The sequence below is a fragment of the Nonomuraea africana genome (assembly GCF_014873535.1).
Lineage (GTDB): Bacteria > Actinomycetota > Actinomycetes > Streptosporangiales > Streptosporangiaceae > Nonomuraea > Nonomuraea africana.
In genome coordinates this window covers 2883508-2909982 of the sequence record NZ_JADBEF010000001.1, presented here as the reverse complement: position 1 = coordinate 2909982, position 26475 = coordinate 2883508, and the positions used below count along the sequence as shown (strand labels likewise).

General features: G+C 69.5%; 26 protein-coding genes and 1 pseudogene. 21 read left to right on the top strand and 6 right to left on the bottom strand.

Features of this window, described 5'->3' with window-relative positions; all coding sequences use genetic code 11:
- Positions 1-89 precede the first annotated feature (89 nt).
- From H4W81_RS13690 to H4W81_RS13660, 7 genes are all read left to right on the top strand, one after another.
- Positions 90-608, top strand: coding sequence for a (2Fe-2S)-binding protein (locus tag H4W81_RS13690; RefSeq protein WP_192775154.1), 519 nt, complete (start codon positions 90-92; stop codon positions 606-608).
- 2 nt (positions 609-610) lie between these two features.
- A complete protein-coding gene (locus tag H4W81_RS13685) occupies positions 611-1600 on the top strand; it encodes an FAD binding domain-containing protein (protein WP_192775153.1) in 990 nt (329 codons plus the stop codon).
- The gene (locus H4W81_RS13680) at positions 1597-3816 is read left to right on the top strand and encodes a xanthine dehydrogenase family protein molybdopterin-binding subunit (protein WP_192775152.1); all 2220 of its coding nucleotides are present in this window, start codon (positions 1597-1599) and stop codon (positions 3814-3816) included. The genes H4W81_RS13685 and H4W81_RS13680 overlap by 4 nt, the downstream gene beginning before the upstream one ends.
- Positions 3817-4022: 206 nt before the next feature.
- Positions 4023-5111: a low temperature requirement protein A gene (locus H4W81_RS13675; RefSeq protein ID WP_192775151.1), complete on the top strand. Its 1089-nt coding sequence runs from the start codon at positions 4023-4025 to the stop codon at positions 5109-5111.
- Positions 5112-5641: 530 nt separating this feature from the next.
- Positions 5642-5818 (top strand): response regulator transcription factor, encoded by a 177-nt coding sequence (locus H4W81_RS47140; RefSeq protein ID WP_318781721.1) that lies wholly within the window; start codon positions 5642-5644, stop codon positions 5816-5818.
- A gap of 78 nt (positions 5819-5896) precedes the next feature.
- Entirely contained in the window at positions 5897-6454 is a 558-nt protein-coding gene (locus H4W81_RS13665) for a TetR/AcrR family transcriptional regulator (protein WP_192775150.1), read from the top strand.
- 6 nt (positions 6455-6460) lie between these two features.
- A complete protein-coding gene (locus H4W81_RS13660) occupies positions 6461-7666 on the top strand; it encodes an FAD-dependent oxidoreductase (RefSeq protein WP_192775149.1) in 1206 nt (401 codons plus the stop codon).
- Between the two features lie 7 nt (positions 7667-7673).
- Here the strand turns inward: H4W81_RS13660 and H4W81_RS13655 are convergent, their stop codons facing one another.
- Positions 7674-7955 (bottom strand): winged helix-turn-helix transcriptional regulator, encoded by a 282-nt coding sequence (locus H4W81_RS13655; RefSeq protein ID WP_192780786.1) that lies wholly within the window; start codon positions 7953-7955, stop codon positions 7674-7676.
- Between the two features lie 167 nt (positions 7956-8122).
- Here H4W81_RS13655 and H4W81_RS13650 point away from each other — a divergent pair, with 167 nt between their 5' ends.
- The 8 genes from H4W81_RS13650 to H4W81_RS13615 all read left to right on the top strand — a co-directional run bounded on the left by H4W81_RS13650 (position 8123) and on the right by H4W81_RS13615 (position 14809).
- On the top strand, positions 8123-8998 hold the full coding sequence (locus H4W81_RS13650) for an NAD(P)-dependent oxidoreductase (RefSeq protein ID WP_192775148.1): 876 nt from the start codon (positions 8123-8125) through the stop codon (positions 8996-8998).
- A gap of 74 nt (positions 8999-9072) precedes the next feature.
- Entirely contained in the window at positions 9073-9360 is a 288-nt protein-coding gene (locus H4W81_RS13645; RefSeq protein ID WP_192775147.1) for an antibiotic biosynthesis monooxygenase family protein, read from the top strand.
- Positions 9361-9529: 169 nt separating this feature from the next.
- Positions 9530-9949 carry an IS200/IS605 family transposase gene (tnpA, locus tag H4W81_RS13640; RefSeq protein WP_420538752.1) on the top strand — a complete coding sequence of 140 codons (420 nt, stop codon included), beginning with the start codon at positions 9530-9532 and terminating at the stop codon, positions 9947-9949.
- Positions 9906-11162 carry an RNA-guided endonuclease InsQ/TnpB family protein gene (locus H4W81_RS13635; protein ID WP_192775145.1) on the top strand — a complete coding sequence of 419 codons (1257 nt, stop codon included), beginning with the start codon at positions 9906-9908 and terminating at the stop codon, positions 11160-11162. Before tnpA ends, H4W81_RS13635 begins: the two co-directional genes overlap by 44 nt.
- A gap of 111 nt (positions 11163-11273) precedes the next feature.
- On the top strand, positions 11274-12191 hold the full coding sequence (locus tag H4W81_RS13630) for an ABC transporter ATP-binding protein (protein ID WP_192775144.1): 918 nt from the start codon (positions 11274-11276) through the stop codon (positions 12189-12191).
- A gap of 1 nt (position 12192) precedes the next feature.
- On the top strand, positions 12193-12975 hold the full coding sequence (locus H4W81_RS13625) for an ABC transporter permease (protein WP_192775143.1): 783 nt from the start codon (positions 12193-12195) through the stop codon (positions 12973-12975).
- 11 nt (positions 12976-12986) lie between these two features.
- On the top strand, positions 12987-14174 hold the full coding sequence (locus tag H4W81_RS13620) for a sensor histidine kinase (RefSeq protein WP_318781720.1): 1188 nt from the start codon (positions 12987-12989) through the stop codon (positions 14172-14174).
- On the top strand, positions 14165-14809 hold the full coding sequence (locus tag H4W81_RS13615) for a response regulator (RefSeq protein WP_192775142.1): 645 nt from the start codon (positions 14165-14167) through the stop codon (positions 14807-14809). The genes H4W81_RS13620 and H4W81_RS13615 overlap by 10 nt, the downstream gene beginning before the upstream one ends.
- 36 nt (positions 14810-14845) lie before the next feature.
- Here the strand turns inward: H4W81_RS13615 and H4W81_RS13610 are convergent, their stop codons facing one another.
- Positions 14846-15964 carry an FAD-dependent monooxygenase gene (locus H4W81_RS13610; protein ID WP_192775141.1) on the bottom strand — a complete coding sequence of 373 codons (1119 nt, stop codon included), beginning with the start codon at positions 15962-15964 and terminating at the stop codon, positions 14846-14848.
- 96 nt (positions 15965-16060) lie between these two features.
- On the opposite strand from H4W81_RS13610, the gene H4W81_RS13605 reads away from it, so the two are divergent.
- A complete protein-coding gene (locus tag H4W81_RS13605; RefSeq protein WP_192775140.1) occupies positions 16061-16699 on the top strand; it encodes a TetR/AcrR family transcriptional regulator in 639 nt (212 codons plus the stop codon).
- A 155-nt stretch (positions 16700-16854) separates the two neighbouring features.
- Here H4W81_RS13605 and H4W81_RS13600 read toward each other — a convergent pair whose 3' ends face one another.
- Together H4W81_RS13600 and H4W81_RS13595 are read right to left on the bottom strand one after the other, a co-directional pair.
- Positions 16855-17385, bottom strand: a complete 531-nt coding sequence (locus H4W81_RS13600) for a pyridoxamine 5'-phosphate oxidase family protein (protein ID WP_192775139.1) — start codon at positions 17383-17385, stop codon at positions 16855-16857.
- 92 nt (positions 17386-17477) lie between these two features.
- Positions 17478-17645, bottom strand: a complete 168-nt coding sequence (locus H4W81_RS13595; protein ID WP_192775138.1) for a hypothetical protein — start codon at positions 17643-17645, stop codon at positions 17478-17480.
- Between the two features lie 455 nt (positions 17646-18100).
- Here H4W81_RS13595 and H4W81_RS13590 point away from each other — a divergent pair, with 455 nt between their 5' ends.
- Genes H4W81_RS13590 through H4W81_RS13575 form a run of 4 tightly spaced genes read left to right on the top strand, consistent with a single transcriptional unit; the run spans position 18101 to position 22534 of the window.
- The gene (locus tag H4W81_RS13590) at positions 18101-18868 is read left to right on the top strand and encodes an ABC transporter ATP-binding protein (protein ID WP_192775137.1); all 768 of its coding nucleotides are present in this window, start codon (positions 18101-18103) and stop codon (positions 18866-18868) included.
- Positions 18853-20673 (top strand): hypothetical protein, encoded by a 1821-nt coding sequence (locus H4W81_RS13585; protein WP_192775136.1) that lies wholly within the window; start codon positions 18853-18855, stop codon positions 20671-20673. Before H4W81_RS13590 ends, H4W81_RS13585 begins: the two co-directional genes overlap by 16 nt.
- A gap of 35 nt (positions 20674-20708) precedes the next feature.
- Positions 20709-21917: a sensor histidine kinase gene (locus H4W81_RS48585; protein WP_192775135.1), complete on the top strand. Its 1209-nt coding sequence runs from the start codon at positions 20709-20711 to the stop codon at positions 21915-21917.
- Entirely contained in the window at positions 21914-22534 is a 621-nt protein-coding gene (locus tag H4W81_RS13575; protein WP_192775134.1) for a response regulator, read from the top strand. The genes H4W81_RS48585 and H4W81_RS13575 overlap by 4 nt, the downstream gene beginning before the upstream one ends.
- Before the next feature lie 398 nt (positions 22535-22932).
- On the opposite strand, the gene H4W81_RS13570 is transcribed toward H4W81_RS13575, so the two are convergent.
- Together H4W81_RS13570 and H4W81_RS13565 are read right to left on the bottom strand one after the other, a co-directional pair.
- Positions 22933-23622 (bottom strand): hypothetical protein, encoded by a 690-nt coding sequence (locus H4W81_RS13570; RefSeq protein WP_192775133.1) that lies wholly within the window; start codon positions 23620-23622, stop codon positions 22933-22935.
- 432 nt (positions 23623-24054) lie between these two features.
- Positions 24055-24339, bottom strand: a pseudogene (locus tag H4W81_RS13565) (IS30 family transposase); the annotation flags it as partial.
- A 913-nt stretch (positions 24340-25252) separates the two neighbouring features.
- On the opposite strand from H4W81_RS13565, the gene H4W81_RS13560 reads away from it, so the two are divergent.
- On the top strand, positions 25253-26071 hold the full coding sequence (locus H4W81_RS13560) for a S1 family peptidase (RefSeq protein ID WP_192775132.1): 819 nt from the start codon (positions 25253-25255) through the stop codon (positions 26069-26071).
- Positions 26072-26475: the final 404 nt, after the last annotated feature.

Genomic DNA, 26475 nt, shown 5'->3' with positions numbered 1-26475 from the left:
CCCATCATCGCCTGGCGGTTGCAGCCGGTGACACGCAATCTCAATCACGCGCGGCAGGAGTTCGATCAAGAACTCGGAATCGAGACGGCATGACCACAGCGGAAAGTACGGCACACCCGTACGACGAGGCACCGCCCGAGGTGCCACAGGTTGAAGTCACCCTCCACGTCAACGGCACCTCCCACCGACTGCGGCTCGACGCCCGTGTTACCTTGCTGGACGCCTTGCGCGACCACCTGGCTCTCACCGGGGCGAAGAAGGGGTGCGACCAGGGTGCCTGCGGCGCCTGCACCGTGTTGGTCGACGGCAAGCGCGTGGTGTCGTGCCTGATGCTCGCCGCCCAGTGCGAGGACCATGAGGTCACCACCGTCGAATCCCTGTCCGAGGGAGGAGCACCACATCCTGTGCAGGCGGCCTTCGCCCGGCACGATGCGTTCCAGTGCGGCTACTGCACTCCTGGACAGATCATGTCAGCGGTGTCGCTGCTGGCGGAGGGCCGGGCGGAGTCGGAAGAGGACATCCGCGAGTTCATGAGCGGCAACATCTGCCGCTGCGGGGCCTACCCGAACATCCGCGCGGCGATTCGCGAAGTGGCTGCGGGGGGTTGACGATGCGTCCATTCGAATATGTCCGAGCCACCGATGCCGGTCAGGCCGTGGCCATGGTCAGCGCCGACCCGAACACCTCCTTTCTCGCAGGCGGCACCACGCAGCTGGACCTGATGAAGGACGGCGTGCTAGGCCCCGAGCGGCTTGTCGACATCACCCGGCTGCCGCTGGGCGGCATCACGCACACCGGCTCGGCGATCCGCGTCGGCGCGCTGACCACCATGGAAGAACTGGCCGCCGACCCCATCGTGGTCGAGCGCCTGCCCTTCGTCCGGGAAGCCCTTCTGCTCGGAGCCTCCACCCAGCTGCGCAACATGGCCACCATCGGGGGCAACCTGCTGCAGCGGGCCCGGTGCCGCTACTTCCGAGACCCGACCGTCGCGGCGTGCAACAAACGTGCTCCGGGATCGGGGTGCGCGGCCATCACCGGTTTCGCCCGCATGCACGCCATCCTGGGCACCAGTGAGCACTGCATTGCCCTGCACGCCTCCGATGTCGCGGTCCCGCTGGCGGCTTTGGACGCTCTCGTCCACGTTCAGGGCGTGAACGGTCCGCGCAGCATCCCGCTGACCGAGTTCTACCTCCCACCGGGGGATACCCCGCACATCGAGAACGTGCTGCAGCACGGCGAACTGATCACCGCGGTCGAGGTGCCCCTTCTCCCGGAGGGAGCACGGTCTCACTACCTGAAGGTCCGCGACCGCGTCTCGTACGAGTTCGCGCTGACCTCGGCCGGTGCCGCTCTGGTGATGGAGGACGGGATCATCCGGGAGGCCCGGGTGGCCCTGGGCGGCGTCGGCACGATCCCATGGCGGGCGTGGGGCGCCGAGGACGTCCTGCGCGGAGCGCCCGCGCGCCGTGACACCTTCCGCGCGGCGGCGGACGCCGCCCTGGAGGGAGCCAGGACGCACCCAGGCACGGCGTTCAAGGTGGACCTGGCCAAACGGACCCTGGTGCGCACCCTGGAGATCATCGCAGGAGCGGAATCATGACCACATCTCCAACGATCTCCCCAACGATCGCGGTCATCGGCGCAGGCCTGGACCGCGTGGACGCCCCGCTGAAGGTGACGGGCAAGGCACACTACCCCAACGACTTCGGCTATGCCGGCATGGCTCACGCCGCCCTGGTGCGCAGCATCATCGCCGCCGGGCGGATCCGTGCCATCGATACCTCGCAGGCTCAGGCCGCTCCGGGGGTGCTGACCGTCATCACCCACCTGAACGCACCGAGACTGGATCGCGGGCCGATGACGCTGCTGGGGCCGTCCCCGCCGGCTCCGCTCCAGGACGATCGCATCCTGCACTACGGGCAACATGTCGCCATCGTGGTGGCCACCACCGCGGAGCAGGCCAGGCACGCCGCGTCGCTCGTGCGGGTCGAGTACGAAAGCACCGAGGCCCTGCTCGACGTCGACGACCCCAGAGCGGAAGTCCTCACCGACCCCTGGAGTCTGGACAGCGAGCGCGGCGACGTGGCCGCCGGCTTCGCCGCCGCCGACGTCGTGGTGGAGGGCACCTACACCACCCCCGACAACACCAACAACCCGCTCGGCCTGATGGCCACGATCGCCGCCTGGAACGGCGATTCGCTCACCGTCCACGACTCCACCCAATGGCCCCACAACGTCCGCGCCTCCCTCGCGGCGATCTTCAAGATCCCGGAGAGCGGCATCCGGGTCCTGGCCCCCTACGTGGGCGGCGGCTTTGGCGCCGGGCTGCGCATGTGGCCCCACGTCATCTTGACCGTGCTGGCCGCGCGTGAGGTCGGGCGGACGGTGAAACTCGTGCTCACCCGGCCCGAGATGTTCACCTCCGTGGGCCATCGGCCGAACAGCGTCCAGCACATCAAGATCGGGGCCAGCAGAGCCGGAGACCTGATCGCCATCGAGCACCACGGCACCTCGACGGTGGCGATGGAGGACGATGACTACGAACCGGTCTCCCTCTGTTCGGCTGTCTCCTACGCCTGCCCCAACGTCCGGACCCGGGATCGGCAGGTACGGCTCAACATTCCGTGCCCGGGGTCCATGCGAGCCCCCGCCGAGGGCCAGGGCAACTTCGCCCTGGAGTCGGCCATCGACGAACTGGCCCATGCCCTCGGCATGGACCCGCTTGAGTTCCGCCTGCGCAACTACGCGGGCGAACATCCGCTGTTCGGCCTGCCCTGGTCGAGCAACGCGCTGCAGGAGTGCTACCGGCGAGGCGCCGAGCGTTTTGGCTGGTCGCAGCGCACCCCCGAACCGGGGAGCATGCGCGACGGACGCTGGCTGGTCGGCTACGGCCTGGCCGGTGCCTCTTATCCCAGCTACCAGGTGCCGTGCCAGGCCCGCGCCTCGGTGCACCGCGACGGATCGGCGTTCGTACGCAGCGCGGCCACCGACATCGGAACCGGCACCTATACGGTCATGACCCAGCTGGCAGCCGAACTCCTGGGGCTGGACACCTCACGGGTGCGTTTCGACCTCGGTGACTCCGACATGCCCTACTCGCCACAGGCGGGCGGCTCGGGCCTCACCGGAGCCCTCGGCAACGCCGTGCATGCCGCCTGTTGGCGTCTTGTGCGGGAGTTTCTCGACCTGGTCCGCGACGACATGGACTCGCCGCTGCGCGAGGCCAAGCTCGACGACGTCACGGTCAGCGAGGGACGCATCCATCGCACCGGCGCCCCCGAGCTGGGCGAGTCCTACACCGACATCCTGGCCCGCCACGGCCTGGAAGAACTGAGCGCCGACGGCAGGAGCACCCCGCCCCGCTCCGAGGAACTCGGGATGGCCATCGCCGGCGCGTTCGGAGCGAAGTTCGTCGAGGTCCGCATCGACCCGGACCTGGGGCTGCTGCGGGTGACACGGGTGGTCTCGGCGATCGACGGCGGGCGCATCCTCAACGAGAAGACGGCCACCAGCCAGATCATCGGCGGTACGGTCGGCGGCATCGGGCAGGCGCTCTTCGAGGACACGGCCACCGATCAGGGGACCGGGCGCATCGCGAACGCGACGTTCGGCGACTACCTGGTGCCCGTCAACGCCGACGTCCCGGACATGGACGTGATCTTCGTGGGCGAACCCGACCGGGCGACCCCGGTCGGCACCAAGGGCGTCGGGGAGGTCGGCCTGGTCGGTGTGGCGGCGGCCATCGGCAACGCCGTCTACCACGCCACGGGGCGGCGCATGCGCTCCCTGCCGATCACCATCGACCAGCTGCTCTGACAGACCATCGAGCCACGAGCGAAAAGGAGATCCCGCCTGAGCCCGACGTAACGGGCTCAGGTGGGACCGGCCGAACCACCCGGTTGCGCTGGTAGCTCCCGTCCACTTGGCCGCCGATACCGGACGAAGGGGAGGAACAGATGACGTCGCCCGGGGTTCGTCTGCGGCTGTGGACCTCCGAGAGCACAAGCGGCCGAGTGACTCCGATGGAGCTCTTCTTCGACCTGGTGTTCGTCTTCGTGGTCACCCAGGTGACGCACGCGGTGGAGGCGCATCCCGGTTGGGAAGGGCTCCTCAAGGGGCTGCTGCCCATGATCGTCGTGTGGTGGATGTTCAGCGCGTTCGGTTGGCTCACCAACGCGGTGCGGCCCGACGTGGTCCCGGTACGGCTTCTGCTGACTCTCGCGATGATGGCCTTCTTCATCATGGGTCTGTCCGTCCCCCATGCCTTCGAACCCGAGGGGTGGGCCTTTCCCCTCGCGTACCTGGCCGTGGTCGCCATCCACTGCGTTGTCTACCTCACCGCCAGCGCCCCGTCGGCCCGGCGCGCCATCCTGCGCAACGCGCCGTTCAACGCCGCAGCAGGCGTGCTCGTGCTCATCGCGCCGCACCTGCCCGAGACATGGACCTGGGTCTGCTGGGTCGCCGCCGTACCCACCCTGTACCTGTCCCCGTTCCTGGGACGCATCCACGGATTCATCATCGAGCCCCACCACTTCGTGGAACGCCACGCGCTTCTCCTGATCGTGGTGCTGGGCGAATCGGTGGTGGCCATCGGCATCGGCGCCGAGAGTTCGCCAAGCCGCGCGGTCGACCTGCCCCTTGCGCTCGGAGTGGCCCTGGGCATCGCGGTGACGGCGGGACTGTGGTGGGTGTACTTCGACGGGGACGAAGTCCGGGCCGAGGCGGAGTTCGAGAGGGCCACCCCATATCAGCGTCAGATGCTGGCCTACTACGCCTTCACCGGTGCTCACCTGGTGATGATCATCGGCGTCATCCTCGTCGCGGTCGGCATCACCGACGCCATCCACCACATCCACGGGCATGTCTCACCATGGTGGCTGGGCTGCGGTGCCGCGATCTTCCTCGCCGGACACGCGACCTACCGCGCCATGCTGAAGAGCGGACGGATTACCGATCGCGTCGTCGGAGCAGTGTGCGTCGTGCCTGTAGGAATAGGAGCGTCATTCGCGGGCTGGGCCGCCATGACCGCCGTCGTGGTCGTACTGGCCGCCATCGCCACCATCGACCATCGTCGGGTCTCACGAAGGCGCGCCCACCGACAAGACCAATGAGCCGCTGCCGCTGTCGCCGCCACGGCCGTCGCCATCGGCGACATGGTGTTCGCGGGCGGACACCTTCGGTCCCCGCCTACGCCAGGCGGCCGTACGGCTGCGCGGGCCGGCCTTCATCGGGCTCATCGCCACCGCGAGGACCTCTGCCGGAAGCTGACGGCTGTAGCCGCTCAGACAGTCCGAGCTCATCCCGGCCAGAGAGGCAATCTCGCCAGCCCACTGCCCCCTTCAGGCGCATCGCGCAGAGCAGCCAAGGGGGAGGAGACCATCCAACACGGCCTGGCCATGATCCTGGACGGCTTGTGCGCCCGCCTGCCCACCTCCCCACCGCCGAGATGATGTCTTCACATTTTCGTTTCAGGTCCCCACCCCGGACTTGGCGCTGGACGACATCCTCGGTGCGATCCGCGTCGTCGCCGCCGGTGACGCTCTGATCGCACTGGGCCTCACGCGCGATCGAGCGCCGGGCGTCCCGAGCCCGCCGCCGCGCCGCGCACACGCTCGTGGGCATCACCGAGCGGGAACGTGAAGTGCGGACCCTCGTCGGACGCGGCAGGTCGGACGCCGAAATCGTCGCGGATCTGTTCATCAGCGTGGCCACCGTCAAGGCGCACATGACACGCCTGCTGGCCAAGCTCGACGCCCGCGACCGGGTCCAGCTCGTCATCATCGCCTACGACGAGGGCCTGGTGTCTCCGCCCCGGTGATGAGGCGATCGCTTGCGTTGCGTTCGCGGCGTCGACGGCCTATCTTGTTGAGTAAATGTTTATTCAATGGATGGGACGATGACGAGGACCCGACGGGAACAGGCGGAGTGGCGGCGGGAGCAGTTGCTCGACGCGGCGTTGCGGGTCTTCGCCGCCAAAGGCGTGGACGGCGCGTCGGTCAAGGACATCTCAGACGCGGCGGGGGTGACGCCCGGCCTGCTGTACCGGTACTTCGAGAGCAAGGAGGCCCTGGTCGAGACGCTGCTCGCCGAGCGGGGTTTCCTGCCGCGGCTTCGCGAGCTGCTGACGGCCACCGGCCGCGACGCCAGGCCCGCCACCGAGGTGCTGACCGAATTGCTGGCGGCCTTCGACGGTCTGCTCGCCGACAACGCCGACCTGGTGGCGGTGTTCTTCAGCGCCACCCACGCGCGCGCGGCGATGGCGGAGCTGGTGCGCGAAGGGCAGCGGCTGATCGGCGACTTCCTGGCCGCGCGGGTCGCGGCCGGCGAGCTGCGCCCGCACGACACGGCGACGGCGGCCCGAACCGTGTTCGCCACCGTCGCCGTCAGCCGCAGGACCGGATCCCCTGTCGACGTCGAGCGCCTGGTCGAGTTGTTGTTCCCGGACGAAAGGTGAGACCTGATGCGTACCGAGACCACGAGATGCTGCGTCGTCGGCGGTGGGCCCGCGGGGATGATGGCCGGGCTGCTGCTGGCCCGCCAGGGCGTCGAGGTGATCGTGCTGGAGAAGCACGCCGACTTCCTCAGGGACTTCAGGGGTGACACCGTCCACCCCTCCACCCTGGAACTGATCGCCGAGCTGGGCTGGATCGAGGAGTTCCTGCGGCTGCCGCACACCAGGATGACCGACGTCACCGTTAACCTCGGCGGCCAGGCCGTCACCTTCGCCGACTTCAGCCGGCTGAAGGTGCGCTGCCCGTACATCGCCTTCATGCCGCAGTGGGACGTCCTCGACTTCCTGGCGGGCAAGGCCATGGCGTACCCCACCTTCCGCCTGCTGCGCAGCACCGAGGCGACCGAGCTGGTCCTGGACGACGGACGAGTCGTCGGTGTCCTGGCCACCACCGCCGACGGGCCGGTCGAGGTGCGGGCCGACCTGGTGATCGCCGCGGACGGCCGCCACTCCACCGTCCGCGCGCGGGCCGGCCTGGAGCCCACGGCCGGCGCGCCCCCGATGGACGTCCTGTGGTTCCACCTCCCTCGCCGCGAAGGCGATCAGGTGCCGTTCTTCCAGGGCGGCAAGGGGGCGCTGATCTCCATCGACAGGGGCGCGTTCTGGCAGCTCGCGTACGCGATCCCGGCGGCCGCGTTCACCGAGCTCAGAGCGGCGGGCCTGCCCGCGTTCAGGGAACGGATCGCGGCCCTGGCGCCCGCCCTGCGCGACCGCGTCGAGCTGATCGACGACTGGGACCAGGTCCACCAGCTGACGGTCAGGGTCGACCGGCTGAAGCGCTGGCACCGGCCCGGGCTGCTGTGCATCGGTGACGCCGCCCACGCGATGTCGCCGGCCGGCGGCGTGGGCATCAATCTGGCGGTGCAGGACGCGGTGGCCACGGCCAACCTGCTAGGCCCCGTGCTGCTGCGCCCTGGCGTCCCCGCCGAGGCCGACCTCGCCAGCGTGCAGTCGCGCAGGGAGCGGGCCGCGAAGGTCACCCAAGCCTTCCAGCTCGGGATCCTGCGCGACCTCTACCCCAAGGACCTGGCCGACGACACGACCGAGCACGTACCGCTGATCTTCACCGCGTTCCGGACGCTGCCGCCGCTGCGCCATGTCATGGGCCGCTTCATCGGCCTGGGCGTACGGCCGGAGCACCTCGCCGGCTGGTGACGCCTGGTCAGGGGATGGCCTGGATGCGCTCCATGTTCTCCTCGCCCCACTCGCCGAGCGGCATGAGCGCGGTGTTGAGCGACTGGCCGAAGTCGGTCAGGGAGTACTCCACCTTCGGCGGGACCTGGTGATAGACCTCGCGATGCACCAGCCCGCTGGCCTCCATCTCCCGCAGCTGAAGGATCAGCACCCGCTCGCTGATGCCCGGCACCGACCGCCTCAGCTCGCCGAAGCGCAGGGGCCCTTCGTGCAGCGAGAAGAGGATCAGCCCCTTCCACTTGCCGCCCATGACGTCGATGGCCGCGTCCAGCCCGCACGTGTAGACCCGCTTCTTCACCAGCACCCCCACGAACAAAAAGGTCAGTACCTGGTGAAATTGTAGGTACTTGAGGAAATGTCTGTGAAGCCACCAGCATGGATCGAGCACGTCACTGACGACTTTGACTGGAGCAGCACATGACAACCGACAACCGCACGCCGGTGACCATCCTCGGGCTGGGCTCGATGGGTACGGCGCTGGCCGAGGCGTTCATCGAGGCGGGCCACCCGACGACGGTGTGGAACAGGAGCGAGGGGAAGGCCAGGCCCCTCGTGGAGAAGGGCGCGGTGCGGGCGGAGACGATCGCGGACGCGCTCACCGCGAGTCCGTTGATCATCTCCGTGCTGAGCACGTATGAGGTCACCCTCCAGGTGCTGGAGCCGGCCGGCGCCGCGCTGGCCGGTCGCACGCTTGTCACCCTGAACAGCGGCGTCCCGGCGGGCGCCCGTGAGATGGCCGCGTGGGCGGCCGCGCGCGGTGCGTTGTTCCTCGACGGGGCGATCAAGAACGTGCCGGCGGCCGTGGGGAAGGCGGACACGCTTCTCTACTACGGCGGCGACAAGGCCGTGTTCGACCGGCACGAGGCGACGCTCAGGGTGATGGGCGGGCACACCGTCCATCTCGGCGCGGAGCCCGATCTCGCCGCGCTCTACGAGACCGCGGTGGGCGCCACCCTGCTGCCCGCCCTCGTCGGCTTCTTCCAGGGCGCCGCTCTCGTCACGGCGCGCGGCCTGACGGCGAGCACGATGGTGCCGTACGCCGTGAAATGGCTGGAGATGATCGGCTCGGTCATGCCCGCGCTGGCGGAGGAGATCGACAGCGGGGACTACTCCAGGCCCTTCTCCTCGATCGGCGTCTTCTACGACGGACTCGCCGGGGAGCGGGGGCTGGACCAGGAGGCGAACGTCGACACCTCCTGGCAGGAGCCCATGAACGAGCTGCTGAGGCGGGCCGTCGCCGAGGGCCGCCGGGAGCAGAGCATCTCGGCCCTGATCGAGCTGCTCAGGAAGTAGGTAGTCACTAAAATTGACTATCTAGGGCAGTGACTATAGGGTCCTCTTCATACATGCGATCGAAGGAGACCCCGATGAGCACGACCGTCGAGCTGACCCGGTTCAAGGTGGCACCGGAGCGGACCGAGGCGATGCTGGCCGCGCGTCCCGGGATGCTGGCCGACTTCCTCGCCGACAGGGACGGTTTCCTCAGCGCCCGTCTGGTCCGGCTGCCCGGCGACGAGTGGCTGGACATCGTGGAGTGGCGCTCGGCGGACGACTTCGCCGCCTCCCGCCGCAAAGGCGGCAACCTGCCCGGCATCGCCGCGTTCTTCGCCACGATCGCCGAGTTGGTCAGCGCCGAGGAGGGCGTTCTCGCCTGACCCATCAAGTCGAAGGCAGGGGACCGCTCCCTTCAGGGAGCGGGGGAATGCCGAGCGGGAAGGCCCTCTGGGGCCTGAGCGTGCCTGGGGCAGCGCGTTGGCGCCCTGTCCGGCGATCCCGCTGTTGTTATAAGAGTAATGCTCTTATACTGATCAGGTGTCTCGTCGGGTGCGGACTTCCCCTGCTGCGGCCTACGACTTGGGTTATCACGTGGTGTGGTGCCCCAAGTACCGGCGCCGTGTCCTGAGCGGCCGGGTCAAGACCCGGTTGGAGGAGCTGATCGGTGCCAAGGCCGCCGAGCACGACTGGGAGATCATCGCCCTGGAGGTGATGCCCGATCACGTGCAGCTGTTGGTGAAACCCCACCCGAAGAACTCGCCGTCGTACGTGGCCAACCAGTTCAAGGCTTTCACCTCCCACCACCTGCGCGCCGAGTTTCCGCACCTGAGATCCCGGCTCCCGACCCTGTGGTCACGCTCGTACTTCGTCGCGTCGGTGGGCGCGCTCAGCGCGCACACGGTGCAGCGCTACATCGAGACCCGGTATGAGCGCGTCCCCCGGGCCAAGAGCGGGGGCGCGGGTGCGTAGGTCGTTTAAGTTTCTGCTGCGGCCGACCCGGCACCAGGAGATCGCACTGTCGGCGATGCTGGACGATCACCGCGGACTGTATAACGCTGCCCTGCAAGAGCGGCGGGAGGCCTACCGACGGGCAGGGGTGTCGATCCGGTACGGGGAGCAGTCCGCGCAGCTGAAGGAGATCCGGGCGGCGGATGCGCAGGGGCAGGGCCGCTGGTCGTTCACCAGTCAGCAGCAGACGCTGCGCCGGTTGAACCGGGCGTTCGAGGCGTTCTTCCGCCGGGTCAAGGCAGGGCAGAAGCCGGGCTACCCGCGTTTCAAAGGGCGGGGCTGGTTCGACACGGTCACCTTCGTTGAGGGCGACGGCGCGAAATGGGACTCCCAACCTCACCACCCGAGCGCGACGTTCGTCCGCCTGCACGGGATCGGACACCTCAAGGTGCACCAGCACCGGCCGATCGCCGGGCGGGTCAAGCAGATCGAGGTCAAGCGGGAAGGTTCCCGCTGGTACGTGATCGTCTCCTGCGATGAGGTATCCGCGCGACCGCTCCCGCCGTCCGGCCGCCAGGTCGGCCTGGACATGGGCGTCGTCCACTTCGCCAGCCTCAGCGCGCCGATCGACGGTCTCACCGACGAGCGCGGGCACATCCCCCACCCTCGTTACCGGCTGACCGCTGAGAGGGAACTAACTGCCGCGCAGCAGGCCTACGCCCGTACCCGGCGGGGCTCGGCGCGGCGGCGGAAAGCCGCGCGACGGATCGGGAAGATCCACCGCAAGGTCGCGCGCCGGCGCACCGACCACGCGCATAAGACCGCCTTGGCCTTGGTCCGCGCGGCGGATGTGATCACGGTCGAAGATCTACGCATCGCCAACATGACCAAGAGCCCGGCACCGAAGCCGGACCCCGACCAGGCGGGCGTGTTCCTCTCGAACGGGTCGGCGGCAAAGGCTGGGCTGAACAAGAACATTCTGGACGCGGGTTGGGGGGTGTTCCTCGCGATCCTCACCAACAAGGCTGAAAGCGCCGGTCGGGAAGTGATCTCGGTGAACCCCCGCGACACCTCCCGTACCTGCCCCATCTGTGGGCACGTGTCAGGCGAGAACCGCAAAACCCAAGCCGACTTCGTCTGCGTGGTCTGTGGTCATGCCGCCAACGCCGACGTTGTCGCGGCGAGCAACATTCTCAGGGCCGGGCTGGTCCTGCGCGACGCCCGCGCGGTGTAGCGAGAAGCCACCCGGTTTACGGGGTGGAGGAGTCACTACGGTTTTCCGCCATTGAGACAGGCGGCCGGCCCCCATGGTCGCCGCGCACGGGGCCGCCTAGCGTGAGCCGACGTGATCAGTCTCAAGGGCTTGTGCAAACGCTACGGCGACAGGACGGCGGTCGACGACCTGACGCTGGAGGTGAAGCCGGGCGCGGTGACGGGGTTCCTCGGTCCCAACGGGGCCGGCAAGTCGACCACGATGCGCCTGATCCTCGGCCTCGACCGGCCCACGGCGGGCTCCGCGCTCATCGGCGGCGTGCCGTATCACCGGATCCGCCACCCCCTGCGGAAGGTCGGCGCACTGCTCGACGCCCGCGCGCTGCACCCGGGACGTAGCGGGCACGCGCACCTGGTGGCGATGGCGCGCAGCAACGGCATCCACCGCCGCAGGGTGGACGAGGTGCTGGAGACGGTCGGTCTCGGCGGTAGCGCGGCCCGCCGCCGGGCGGGCGCGCTGTCGCTGGGCATGAGCCAGCGGCTCGGGATCGCCTGCGCGCTGCTGGGGGATCCCGAGGTGGTGATGTTCGACGAGCCCGTCAACGGACTCGACCCCGACGGCGTGCGGTGGGTCCGCCACCTGATGCGCTCGCTGGCCGACGAGGGGCGCACGGTGTTCGTCTCCAGCCACCTGATGAGCGAGATGCAGCTCACCGCCGATCACCTGGTCGTGGTCGGGAAGGGGCGGCTCATCATGGACGCGCCGCTGGCGGAGGTCATCGCGCGCAGCTCGCTGACCGCCGTCGTCGTGCGCACCCCGCACGCCGCCGACCTGTCCGTACGGCTCGGCGCGCGTGGCGTCGCGGTGGAACGGCTCGGCGAGAACGAGCTCGTCGCCACCGGCGTCGCGATCGAGCGCGTCGGCGACCTGGCCCACGAGGCGGGCATCAGGCTGCACGAGCTGCGCACCCGCGAGGCCTCCCTGGAGCAGGCCTACCAGGAACTGACGGCGAGCAGCGTGGAGTACGGCGCGCAGAAGGCGGAGGTGTGACATGCGGCAGGTGATCGGCGCCGAGTGGGCGAAGCTGTGGTCGGTCCGCTCCACCTGGTGGTGCCTGGCGGGCGCGGCAGTGCTCATGGTGCTCAGCGCGCTGACGCTGGGCGCGTCGACGGCCACGGATCTGATGCGCGAAGGCGTGGCGGCGGCTCGCTTCACCGCGAGCGAGCCGGTGGTCTCGGCCACCTCGTTCGTCCAGTTCGCGCTGGTCGCGCCGGCGATGCTGATGATCACCTCGGAGTACGCCTCGGGCAGCATCAGGAGCACGCTCCAGGCCACCCCGATCAGGGGGCGGATGCTGGCCGCGAAGGCGCTGGTGGCGCTGCCGGTGATGTTCGTCGCGGGCGTGCTGTCGGGGGCGCTGGCGACGGTGGCCGGCTACGTCGTCCTCTCCCTTGACCAGTTCGGCGGCCACGCCGCGCTGCCGCTCGGGGAGGTCGTGCTCGACCTGCTGCGGGTGGGCGTCTTCTTCGCCCTGATCTCGGTGATGACGCTCGGCGTCGGCACGGCCATGCGCAACGCGGCCGGCACCCTGACCGTGGCGTTCATGCTGCTCATGGGTCTGCCGCTGATGCTGCTGATGGCGGGCGGCCCGGCGGCGATCGAGGTGTCGTTGCGCATGCCGCTCTTCGCCGGTCTGGCCTTCATGGGCAGCACCGACAACATGACCGGCGGGCCCATCGCCTACGCGGCGGGCGAGGGGCTGGCGTGGCTGCTGGTCTGGACGGCGGCGGCGGTCGCGGCGGGCTATGCCGTCCTGCGCCGGCGCGACGCCTAGACTCTGGGCCCGTGTCAGCCAACGCCATGTCAGCCAACGCCGGGTCAGCCGTATCACCCCACCGGGTCGCCCGCGCGCTGGCCGGGGTGCTCGTGGGCATGGTCCTCGGCGTCGTCGAGCTCGCTTTCCTCTGCCTGGCCTGGCCCGCACTCCTGTTCCCCGCCACACGGGCAGCAGCGGGCAGCGGCGCGGCCAGGCTGCTGGAGCTGGAGCGGGCCCGGCTGGCCAGGTGGCTCGACCATCGTACGACGCAGCCGGGCGGCGGCTACGGCTACCTCGCCGCCCGGGCCACACTCGGCGTCGTCGGCGGCTACTGCTGCGCGACGATGCTGTTCCTCGGCGGCCTGCTGCTGTTCGGCGGGCTGTGGGACCTGATCAGGGGCGCGTCGCAGCCCGTGCCCGTCAACCTGCCCGGGGTGAAGGTCGTGACCAGCAGCGGCGCGCTGGGACTGACCGGCGCGGTGGTACTCCTGGCGCTGGCCGCCGCCGGGGTCCTCGCGATGGGGGCGGCCGAGCGGCGGCTGGCCGACCACTTCCTCGGCCCCGGCCGGCAGGAGCTGATGCGCAGGCGCATCGCCGAGCTGACCGCTACCCGTTCGGGCATCGTCAGGGCCGTCGACGACGAGCGGCGCAGGATCGAGCGCGACCTGCACGACGGCGTGCAGCAGCGAGGCGTGGCGCTGGCCATGCTCCTCGGCCGCGCCCGGCACAGCGCCGACCAGGCCAGGACGGCCGAGCTGGTCACGCAGGCCTACGCCGAATCGCGTCAGTTGCTGGACGAGCTGCGCAGCGTGGCGTGGCGGATCTATCCGACCGCCCTCGACGAACTGGGCCTGCGCGCCGCGCTCGCCGGGGTGGCCGAGCGGTCGAGCGTGCCGGTGACCGTCCACTACGGGCTGGCCGCGCGGCCCGTCTCCGAGGTCGAGACCGCCCTGTACTTCGTGGCCAGGGAGGCGATCACCAACGCGGTCAAGCACGCCGAAGCCCGTGACATCCTGGTCGTTCTGACCGAGGACGAGCGGACGGTGAGCGTGGCGATCTCAGACGACGGCGCGGGCGGCGCCGACCCCTCGGGTAGCGGCCTGTCCGGGCTGGCCAGGCGGGTGCTGGCGCTCGACGGCGAGTTCACCGTCGAGAGCGCGGCGGGCGGCCCCACCAAGATCGTCGCGAGGCTGCCGAAGGCGGCGCCGTGCGGCTGATCCTGGCCGACGACTCCGTGCTGCTGCGCGAAGGACTGAGCCGCCTGCTCGACGACGCGGGGCACGAGGTCGTCGCCGCCGTGGGCGACGCGGCGGCGCTGCTCGACGCGGTCGACCGGCACCGGCCCGACGTGGCGGTGGTCGACGTGCGCATGCCGCCGACGCACACCGACGAAGGGCTGCGGGCGGCGCTGGAGATTCGCGAGCGCCGGCCCGGCGTCGGCGTGCTCGTGCTGTCGCAGTACGTGGAGAAGACCTACGCGGCAACGCTCCTGGCCGGCCCCACCGAGGGGCTGGGCTACCTGCTCAAGGACAGGGTCTCCGAGGTGGCCGACTTCCTCGACTCCCTCGAGCGGGTGCGGGCGGGCGGCACGGTCTTCGACCCCGAGGTGGTCAGGCAGCTGCTGGCCCGCACCACCCACGCCGATCCGCTCAGTAGGCTCAGCCCGCGCGAGACGGAGGTGCTGCGCCACCTCGCGCAGGGATTCGTCAACGCCGCGATCGCCGCGCGGCTGCACGTGTCGCTGAGCACCGTGGAGAAGCACGTCAACGCGATCATGGACAAGCTCGACCTGCCCCGCGACCCCGGTTACAGCCGCAGGGTGCTGGCGATCCTGCGCTACCTCGACGGCTGATCACGGCCTGCCGGGCAGGCCGCCCAGGTCGTGGGTCTAGAGCCAGGCGGTGGCCCGGTCGTAGAAGTGCCTGAAGACGATGGGCATGATCAGGTCGTTGAGGCGGCGCCGGAGCGGGCCCGTCGTCTTGGCGTCGCGGTTGGCCGCGGCCGACCTGGCCATCTTGCCGACTCTCGCCCTGCGCAGCCGGTCGTATCCGGCCAGGCCGTCCTCGACGGTGGCGGCCCCTGCCACCGACTGGGCGAGGACGACGGCATCCTCGACGGCCATGGAGGCGCCCTGCCCCGCGCCGACCGGGTGGGCGGCGTCGCCGACGAGCACGATCCTGCCGCCGTGCCAGGTGGGGACCTCGGCCAGCGTGTGCATGAGGGTCGGGCGGTGCAGCACGGTGGTCGCCTGGATGATCGCGCTCGGCTGCGGTTCGGCCTGGTAGAGCGCGGCGAGGCGGGCCGGCCACTGTTCGTCGCTCACGCCCTCGAGTTCGGGCCGCCGGGCTTCGGCGACCTGTGCCGACCACCACACGGTGCCGTCGGGCGCGCCGATGTGCAGGAAGGCGCCGTTGCGGGCGAAGACCATGTTGAACGTGCCAGGCCTGGCGGCCACGCCCTCGGCGATTCCGGAGACGCTGTAGAGCCCGGCGTAGGCGGGGGAGGGGGCGAGCGGGTCGAGGGCGGTCCTGGTGGCCGACCACAGGCCGTCGGCGCCCACGAGCAGGTCGGCACGGGCGGTCGAGCCGTCGGCGAAGCGCGCCACGACGCCGTCGCCGTCGGGGACGGCCCCGGTCAGCCGCCGGCCCGTGACGATCCGCGCACCGCGCCGCCGCGCGTGCTCGCGCAGCGTCTCGACCAGCCGTCCGCGCATCAGCGTCGTGCTGAGCAGGGGGTCGCCGGCCTGCCGTCCGCGCGGCACCTCGCCGAGGAGCCTGCCGGAGGCGGCCCACATCCGCTGATCAGGTACGGCGAAGCCGGCCTCCTGCACCTGCTCCAGGCAGCCGAGCGCGCGCAGGCCGCGCAGGCCGTTGGCGGCCAGGCTCAGGAACGAGCCCACCTGCCCCGCCGGGTCGGCATGCGCCTCGTGGACGGTGACCTCCGCACCGATCCCGCGCAGCGCGATGGCGGTCGCGGCTCCCGCCACGCCGCCGCCGATGACGTCCACTCACACTCCTGAACTTAGATTCAGTGAATTTCGATTCGGTGAAAGTGCACTCAGTATGCTGAGCGGCGACGACGCGCGTCAAGCGGAGGGGAAGCGGTGGGAGTGCGCAAGGAGAAGGCGGCGGGCACCGAGGCGGCGCTCAAGGAGGCGGCGCGGCGGCTGTTCGTGGAGCGCGGCTTCCCGAACACGAAGATCACCGACATCACGCGGGCGGCGGGCCGGGCGACCGGTTCCTTCTACGACCACTTCACCGACAAGGACGACCTCCTCCAGTCCTTGCTGCGCGACATGGAGGCGCAGGCCGACACGGATCTCGACGCAGGGGCGCACGAGAGAGACCACGACCTGGCCGACCGCGACCAGCTCCGTGCGCACCTGGCCGTCTCGTGGGGCGTCTTCCGCGACCATCTGCCGGTGGTGGCGGCGCTGTTCCAGTCGATGATGGCGGGCCCGCCCGCGTCGGGCCGGGTGTGGGAGAGCCTCACCGCCGAGACCGGCCCGCTGCGCGACCACCTGGAGCACATGCGTGAGCAGGGACGGGTCCTGCCCGGCCCGCCCGAGCTGGTCGCCGCCGCGATGGGCGCGATGATCTCCCTGCTCGGCTACGCCGTGCTGACGGCGGGCGAGCACCGGCCCGAGATCTCGGACGAGGAGATCGTCGACACGCTCACCGCCCTGCTGCACCACGGTCTCGCCGGCGCGCCCACCTGCGAGGCCTGCGCCACGCCCACCTGACTCTCCGACGCCGGACAGGTGACCGGCGGGCCGGAATCAGGCCGTCAGGCCGGTGAGGTCGAGGCGGGCCGGCCGCTCGGAGTCGGACAGGATGTCGATTGCGACGATCTTCTCGTGGGCGGTGGCGCCGGTCCCGATGCGGCCCGTGCTGCGGATCAGGACCGGGACGCCGCAGTGAGCTTTGCGATGTCGGGGGCGTAGACGCTCATCCAGTGCGGATGCAGCCGGTAGTAGACCACGTCGTTGTCCCAGTCGAAGAAGTCGTCGCCGTAGAAGTCCTTGAAGTACGCGCGCAGGTCCGGCCAGTCCGCGGCCGGCTCGCCGTCTTGGGGGTTGAGGATCTCCACCGTGCCGTGCGTGAACACGCCCAGGTCCTCGCCGCGCATGTGCGCGGCGCTGACGGCGGGACGAGCGGCGAGGTGGCGGGCCTTGGCGGCGGTGAGCGCCGTGCCGAAGTGCCACTTTCCGTGCAGGAAGTGCCCGTCCACGCCGCTGATCCGCGGTTCGCCCTTCGCTGTCACGGTGGACAGCGCGAGCGTGCACATGCCGGTCAGGACCTGGGTGAGCTGCTCCGCGGTCAGTGTGCTCTCGGTGCTGATGATCGAGCGGAGGTGCGAGGTGGAGCGGGACAGGGAGGCGTCGAGGAGGGCCTGCAGCTCCTTGAGCTCTTCTGGCGTTTCGCGCATTGAGGTCCTTATCTATCCGTATCTATCCGCCCGCGTCCACCGTCGACGCCGACCAGTGAAACCATGATCGCCCTAAAACCCGACACCTTATGTCATGTTTTTTCTCCGTCTTGCGGACGCCACCGAGCCGCCTGGCCAGTGTCCTTCTCCCGAACGGGGTGCCCGTAGCAATCGCGGAGCCGGCCGGTCAGCAGGTCCGGCTCCTTGCCGATCAGCAGCCAATGCTCGATCAGCTCGTCTTCATCCAGGGTGCGCGCCACGGGGTTCAGGTCTCTCTTCTACGCTCAGAAGAGGACGGCGGCCTGCTGGCCGCCGCGGGCATGCGTACGTGGAAAGTGCCGAGAACACGTGGAAGCGGCACTTTCCTTCCCCGAATCGATTCCCATCCTGGCCATACACGCCGCGCGGTGTCCCAAGAAGCCGCGAAGTGCCGACACCGATTGGCAAGTCGGCACTTCGGTTCCGGTGGGTGGGGTTGCGCGTGAGTCAGCCCTCGCCGAAAGCTGGCGAGGCGCCCTCGGCTTGAGGCGGAGCTGCGCCTGTTCAGCGTCTGGTCGAGCCAGCCGAACATGCACTGGTGGACAGTGACGCTGGGACCCGCAACACGGACCAGCCGCCCCCTCCCGGCATCAACCGATCGGTTGATGCCGGAATCCACCATCCCGCTCCCCGGCCGGACGATCCGCCACCCCCGCCCCCGCGCGATTCTCAAGGCATGCCAACACACCAGGAGCCCGCCCTCCGCACCACCGGACTCCGCAAAGCCTTCGGCGACCACCTGGCCGTCGACGACATCCACCTCACCGTCCCCGCCGGATCCTTCTACGGCCTGGTCGGCCCCAACGGCGCCGGCAAGACCACCACCCTGGCCATGGCTGTCGGCCTGCTCCGCCCCGACGCGGGCAGCGCCGAGATCTTCGGCGTGGACGTCTGGCGTGACACCGTCCAGGCCAAGGGATTGATCGGCGTGCTGCCCGACGGCAACGCCATGCCGGAACGGCTCACCGGCCGCGAGGTCCTCACCTACCTCGGCCTGCTGCGCGGCCTGCAGCCCGCGGTCGTCGCCGAGCGCACCGACGAACTCCTCCAGATCCTGGAACTGGACTCCGCAGAGCGGACCCTGGTCATCGAATACTCCACCGGCATGCGCAAGAAGATCGGTCTGGCCGTCGCCCTCCTGCACGCGCCCCGCCTGCTCGTCCTGGACGAGCCCTTCGAGGCGGTCGACCCCGTCTCCGCAGCCACGATCAGGACCATCCTGCGCAGGTTCGCAGGCAACGGCGGCTCAGTGATCATCTCCAGCCACGTCATGGCCCTCGTCGAGCAGCTCTGCGATCACGTGGGCGTCATCTCCGACGGCCGCGTCGTAGCCGCCGGGCCGCTGGCCGACGTACGCGGCGCCGCAACCCTGGAGGACGCCTTCGTCGACCTCGTCGGCGCCCGCGCCGGAGGAACGGAGGGGCTGGCATGGCTCACCTCCTGACCCCCGGCCCGGCCGCCTTGGCACGGCACATGATCCGCATGCGGCTGGCACTCATGCGCAACTCCCTGCGCGGCGACAACGCCTCCAACCTCTCCATCGGCGTCTCGCTCGGGCTGATCCTGGCCTTCGGAACGATCGCCGTCGCCGTCCTGTGGCCCGCCTACCTGCCCCTCACCCTGGCCGTGTGGCTCTCCGGCTGGATCTTCGGCCCCATCTTCATCGGGGGCGGCAGTGAGGCCCTCCGCCCCGAGTACTTCTCCATGCTCCCGGCCACGCCAGGCCGGATCGCGGCGGCACTGCTCGCCGGAGCTTTCGCAGGCCCCGCACCCGCGGTCAATCTCATCGCCCTACTGTCCCTGCCCGTGTACGGCTGGCGCTTCGGCCCGGCCGGAGTGCTCATCGGCCTGGCAGCAGCCGTCACCACGCTCATCACCCTGGTGATGATCTCCCGCGTCATCGTGGCGCTCATCGGGCTGTTCGTCCGATCCCGCGCCACCGCGGCCGCCGTCGGCATCGTGACTGGCACCGCCATCGCCCTGTGCAGCAACGGCTGGGCACCCGTCGTAGCTCTGGGCGGCACCGACACCGCCTCCTGGTCCCAGGTCCTCGTCCGTGTCCTGCCCTCCGGATGGGGCGTGGCCGCCGTCGAAGCCCCCTGGCCCCTCGCCCTCGCCATCCTCGTCGCCAGCGCCGGCGTGATCGCCCTCCTCCTGGCCGCCTGGGCCGGCCTGCTGTCGCGGCGCGTCGTCTCGGCCGCACGCGGCGGTGTGCCGCCCCGCCGCGGCACGCCCCGCCCTTTCCCCGCCACCAGCGGTGCCCGAATCGCCGCCGCCAAGGAACTGCGCGCCTGGTGGCGCGACCTCGTCCGCATCCAACTCCTCGCCACCGCCTTCTCCTACGCCATCGTCACCCCCCTCCTGCTTGTCACCATCGACGCCTGGATCATGGTCCCCTTCACGGGACTCATCGCGATCGTGATGGCCGCCGCGTCCTCGGCCAACCTCTACGGCGCCGACGGGACCGCCCTGTGGCTCACCCTCATGACCCCCGGTGCGGAACGCGCCGACGTCCGCGGACGCCAACTGGCCTGGCTCCTCATCGTCGGCCCAGCCGCCGTCGTCCTCTCCCTGGCAGGCACCCTCGCCAGCGGCCAGACCTGGGCCTGGCCATGGGTACTCGCCCTGCTTCCCTCCCTCCTCGGCGGCGGCGCCGGGGTCATCGTCCTGCTCGCCGTCACCTCTCTCGTCCCCGGCACCGATCCCCACAAGCGCGGCGGCAACCCGCTCAGCACCGGCGCCGACGAAACCGCCGAAACCAGCCTCGCCTGGCTCGTGCTCGTCGCGGTCCCCGCCACCGCCCTGCCCGCCGCCGGCGCCATCCTCCTTCATCCCTGGGCCGGCATCGCCACCGGTGTGCTGACCGGCGCCCTCAGTGCCTGGGGACTCGGCAAGATCGCCTACCGCAGACTCGAGAACCACGGGATCGATCTGCTTAACCTCATGAAGCACGGCCCGGCACCCCAGGCCGACAAACCCACCACCGTGGACCTCCCCATCCAGCACCGCATCGGCGTCACGATCAGCTACACCGTCGCCTGGCTTCCCCTGTTCCCCCAGGGACTCGCGCCCATGGTCATGAAGATCGTCGGTATCGAGGACCGCGTGTGGTTCCTCGCCCTTCATCTCCCGCCGATCTGGCAATGGCCCACCATCATCTTCATGATCGCCCTAGGGCTGCTCATGTACGGCTACGCCATCCTCATCCCCATGCGCCTAAGCTCGTCCTCGTCGGCCACCACCAGGTGAAACCCGTCCGTACCCGAGAGGAGGGCACGCCCCGGATGAACGACCCCTTCCCGCTCTCCACCTGGGAACGACGCTTCGAGCGCGTCGTCGAGATCGTCCCCTACATCACCCTCGCCGCATCCCTGGCCATCAGCCTGGCCTCACCCGACCAGCCCGAAGGCGGGATCCCCCGCACCCTCGCGCTCACCGCCCTGGCCCTCGCCTGGATTCTCGGCGCGCACGCCCTCCTGCCCGCCGCCGTGCGCCGACGCAGGGTCGCCGTCACCGTTCACTTCGCCGGCGTTCTGGCCACCGCCGGGCTACTGACCTTCCACGACCCCATCTTCATCATCTACTGCATCTCCGGCTTCTTCCTCGCCGCCCACTTCGCTCCCTCCAAATGGACCTTCGCCGCCGTCGCCGCCACCTCCTTCGTCCTGTACGGATCGGCGCTCGACTGGGCCCAGGCCACCATCCAGCTCATCGCCTTCCACCTGGCGATCATCGCCGTGCAGACCGTCGCCATCGGCGGCGGCCACATCGCCGGCATCAGGATCGAGGACCGGCAGCGCAAGTACCGGAAAGCAGTCAGCGACCTTCAGACCGCCCTGGAGGAGAACGCCGACCTCCACGCCCAGCTCCTCACCCAAGCCCACCAGGCCGGCATCCTCGACGAACGCCAGCGCATGGCACGCGAAATCCACGACACCCTCGCCCAAGGCCTCACCGGCATCATCACCCAGCTCCGCGCCGCCCAACGCGTCGAGGACTCCGACACCCACCTCGAACTCGCGCTCAACCTCGCCCAGGACAGCCTCACCGAAGCCCGTCGCTCCGTCGCCGCCCTCCAGCCCCACCAGCTCGAGGACGCCCACCTCCCCGAAGCCATGACCACCCTGGCCCGCAACTGGACTCAGACCTCCGGAGTCGACCTCCACGTCGAAGTGACCGGCGACCGCGTCCCCCTCAGCCCCGCCATCGAGGTCACCCTCTTCCGCGTCGCTCAGGAAGCCCTCAGCAACGTCGCCAAACACGCGGGCGCCACCCGCGCCGGCCTCACCCTCTCCTACACCGGTGCCGTTGTCCTCCTCGACATCCGCGACGACGGCGCCGGCATCCACAACCCCAACGGCAAAGGATTCGGGCTCAGCAGCATGAGACAACGCGTACGCGGCGTCGGCGGCTCCCTCGAAATCGAGAGCACGCCCGGCGAGGGCACCGCCGTCAGCGCCACCGTCCCCGCGCTCCAAGGTAACCCCCGGTGATCCGCCTCCTCATCGTGGACGACCACCCCATCGTCCGCGACGGCCTGCGCGCCGCCTTCGAAGCCGAACCCGACATCGATGTCGCCGGCGAAGCCGCCAACGGCCGCGAAGGCATCGACCGCGCCGCCGCACTCGAGGTCGACATCGTCCTCATGGACCTGCGCATGCCCGAAATGGACGGTGTCAGCGCCATCACCGCCCTGCGCCACTCCCACCCCCGCATCAAGGTCCTCGTCCTGACCACCTTCGACGGCGACTCCGACGTCCTGCCCGCCATCGAAGCCGGCGCCACCGGCTACCTCCTCAAAGACGCCCCCACCGACGAACTCCTGCGTGCCGTCCGCGCCGCCGCCGCGGGCGAGCCGGTCCTGTCCCCCTCGGTCGCCAGCCGCCTGATGGGCCAGGTACGCCGACCGGTAAAGGCTGCCCTTACCGAGCGCGAACTCCAGGTCCTCGCCCTCGTCGCTGACGGCGCCTCCAATCGCCAGGCGGCCGCCAAACTCTTCATCAGCGAGGCCAGCATCAAGACCCACCTGCTGCACATCTACGACAAACTCGGCGTCCGCGACCGCGCCGCCGCCGTCGGCGAGGGGTATCGACGAGGTTTGCTCAGTTAGCGGCCAGCTCGGCGGCGACGGCAAGCCCCTTGTAGACGAGAAGGGTGCACGAGCTGCACGACCAGCGGCGGCAGCTTCAGACCCAGCCCCGTGCGGATTACGTCGGGAACCATCTTCCCCACGTACAACTGCTTCGAAAACACTGGGACGGTCGGTGTAGAGGCATTAGCGGTGCCGACGAACTTTACGGCGGCTACTGGAACGGCTCGGTGTCCTACGAAACAGCGACCGCATGCGTAGCCCGCCCGTTCAGTGACAGGCAAACCATATACTTCAGCAACGACACTCTCTGCGTCGTGAGCATCGAGTACTAGCTTCGCCGATTCGGCGCCGTGGAGGGTCCTAGCTATTGCCAGTGCCCTCAACGGCAAGCAACTTACATTTCATTCTTGTATTTGTTATGAGCTCCGCAGCTCCGCAAGGCGTGCTCTGGCTCCGGCGAGTGCCTCGCGCAGCTCGGTATTCTCCGAGTCTTGGGCGGCCAGATCCTCGTATAGCTCGATTTTTCTCCGGCACAAACCAAGCTCCATCTCATGGCGGTCGCTGTCGCTTATCTGTTGATCGGTTGCCAAGGCCTTCAGCATGGCGCTTGCTCGAGCAATCAATGTCGAGCGCTCGAGGTCACTCATTGGTTCGAGCTGAATAGTGGCCGACTGGTCGTCGGGATCTCGCCGAGATGCGATGTAGGTTCTCAGTCTGTCGGCCATGTGAGTGAGCCGGTCCGCGCTGACCAGCACCTCGTCCGCGCGTGCCGGTTGCAGCCATGCACGGAGAAACCGTTCGCGGAAGTCTCGCTCCGCCTGCCCGAAACGTTCATGAGCGGCTTGGCGACTGATGCTCAAGTCGATGCCGACCTGCTCCCAGCTTGTTCCTTTGATGCGCTCAAACATCACGGCGAGCTCCAGCAGGCGGCGCGCAGCTGCTACCAATGGAGCAGCCGCTGCGACGTACTCACCCTGGCGAGCGTCCCGGTCTCGTGTTGTTGGTATCAGGTGATAGGCGGCGTCGGCGAGCATGCTGGCGTGCTCAGCAAGAGCGAGACGAGCAAAGCTCGCCTCCGAAGGCATCCCGGAATCTTCCGCACTCATGTGTCAAGAGAACCTTGACATGAAGTCCTTGTCAAGGCTGGCTTGCCAAGACCCCGACAGCTTCACCCTGCCGGGGTCTTCTCACGCCTGCCCGCCCTCACCGTGAATGACACGTTCATCACGGGGGTCTTCTCGCCGGGTAGCCCCGATGCATTGCTGCATCGGGGCCCCCTCAGAACCGTGCGTGCCACTCGTCGCGGCACACGGCTCAAGCAAGCCCCGAAGGGCGGTTCTGGTTTGCTGTGCTGGACCTCTTGCGTTTGTGGAGAAGGTGCCCGCGATGGCAGGAGGCGTGAACAAGGCGGGTTTGATCACCGTCCGGTGAACGGGGCCGGCCGTGGTGCACGAGATAGTCGGCGACGATCGCGCGCTTGACGACCTGGAGCCACCACCGTTCCCACTGTCCGGGGGATTGCGGCGGCTGATCAGCGGTCAGCAGATGCTCTCCGCAGAGCGGGCAACACGCTCCGCCGGGCTGTCCCAGCCGAGCGTCTTGCGAGGTCGGGAGTTCAGCTCGGCGGCGACGGCGTCGAGCTGGGCGCGGGCGTGGACGGACAGGTGGAAGTACTGGCGCAGCAGGCCGTTGGTGTTCTCGTTGGAGCCGCGCTGCCAGGGGCTGGCCGGATCGCAGAAGTAGACCGGCATGCCGGCGGCGACGGAGAACTTGTGGTGGCGGCCCATCTCGCTGCCCTGATCCCAAGTGAGGGAGCGCCGGAGATGGTGTTTGCCAGCATGGCCAGGCGGTGAGCCAGCTCGCCGAGCTCGTTCTCCCAGCCGGTCGGCGGTCCAGTCTCGGCCTGGCCCTCGCCGTCGACGTCGGTGGGGATGACGGGGATGGCGGCGAGCGCGGCGGCCAGCTCGGCGGCGAGCTCGTGGGCGCGGTTCGCGTCGGCTGCCAGGCGGCCGCGCAGCCACGCCGTGTGCGCAGCTGCCTCGCTGGCGCGGCGGCGGGCGCGGTGAGCGGCCTGGCGGCAGGGCGTTCCGCAGTAGCGGGCCGGGCGGCCGGTGCGTGCCTGCGTGATCGGCGCGCTGCACACGGGGCAGGCCGGGGCGGTCGGCGTGGCGGTCATCGCGGTCATCCTGGCGTGGCCGTGGTCGACGGGGCGGTTTCGTCGCGCGAGCTCGCGGCCTCGAGGACGCGACGCAACACGGGACGGGTTGGCGGGGTTTCGTCGTGGCGGCCGCCGCAGGCCTTCGGACGACGGAACGCGGGGGCGGTCATCAACTCTCCTGCTGAGGGATCCCGGTAGTAATCGCGGAAAATCCAACGGATATACCCCTGACCTGCTCTGATGTGAGGGCGCCGCAGGACTGGTGCGCCGGTCAGTGGGAGCGGTGGGCTGGACCGAGGATGCCGCTGACCTCGCCCGGATGCCTCACGTCAACGCTGGTCGGCGAGATCCGTTGGATTCTCGGCGATTACTACCGGGACCCGTCAACCCCCGTACCCGCCCGGCCTGGCCAGGTGCGAGGGCGGCCGACTCCCTGCGGGTCGCGCACCGTTGGGGGCATCCGCCCTGGTCGGGTGGGGTTATCCCTACCGCGTGTTGGCCTGCTGGCATGATCGCCCCGACAAAGACGGACATATAGCTTCATAACGTCACAAATAACCGATGAAGGGGCTTCGCTCGTGTCTGGCACCACCTCGTTCCGCCGTATCGTCTCCCGCTCCGCCGTCGTCGCGCTGGCCGGCGCGGCCTGCCTCGCGGTCACCGCCGGGAGCGCCGGTGCGATCATCAACGGCTCCAAGCCCACCGAGTCCTACCCCTTCATGGCGACCATCCCGATCACGGCCCCTCTCATGGGCCTCACGGACGGCAACTGCGGCGCGGCCCTGATCAACCCGCAGTGGGTCGTGACTGCGGCGCACTGCCTCGACATGGAGATCGGCTCGATCTCGAAGGGGACGGTGCGCATCGGCAGCGCCCAGCGCGAGTCCGGCGGCACCGTCCGCAAGATCGCGCAGGCGTTCCTGCACCCGGACTACGCCCAGAATTCGCCGAACAAGAACGACATCGCGCTGGTCCGCCTGGACCGCCCGGTCAGCATCAAGCCCATCACGATCGCCGACCAGGCGGGCAAGCCCGGCACGCCGACCCGGATCATCGGCTTCGGCATCACCAAGTTCAGCACCAACCCGGCTGACTGGAAGATGGCCAAGAAACTGCGCCAGCTCGACACCCGCCGCGGCGCGGTCTCCGAGTGCGGCCCCGGCTTCGCCGATGACACCCGCCTGTGCACGGTCAGCCAGAAGCCCAAGGCCATGGCCTGCAACGGCGACTCCGGCGGCCCCCAGATCCAGCGCGGCCGCGGCGGCCGCTGGGAGCTGATCGGCGTCACCTCGGGCCCCGGCGCCAAGAGCCCCTCCTGCGAGCAGGGGCCCGGCCTCTACACCAACGTGCCCGCCTACAGCGACTGGATCAACAAGACCATCCGCGCGAACAGCTGAGCCGCGGCCCGGCAGGCCCGGTGACGGACCGGGCCTGCCCACGGGTGGCCCACGAGGTGCAGGTCCGGCTTGGAGGGGCGAGGCCTGTCCTCCCGGCCGGGCGTTCCGGCGCGCACCATGGCGGGGCGACGAAACCCGCATCTCGCCGCCTCAGTCTCAGCGCTCCATGCAGGGTTTCGGCGAGGTGGCCAGCGCTGACCACGCGCTGACCACCCGGGTGTGCCAGCCGTACCACGGCACGCACACGCGCCTCACACCACCGTGTTGGCCTGCCAGTACTACGGGTCCGGGTAGTAATCGCCGAGAATCCAACGGATCTCGCCGACCAGCGTTGACGTGAGGCATCCGGGCGAGGTCAGCGGCATCCTCGGTCCGGCCCACCGCTCCCACTGACCGGCGCACCA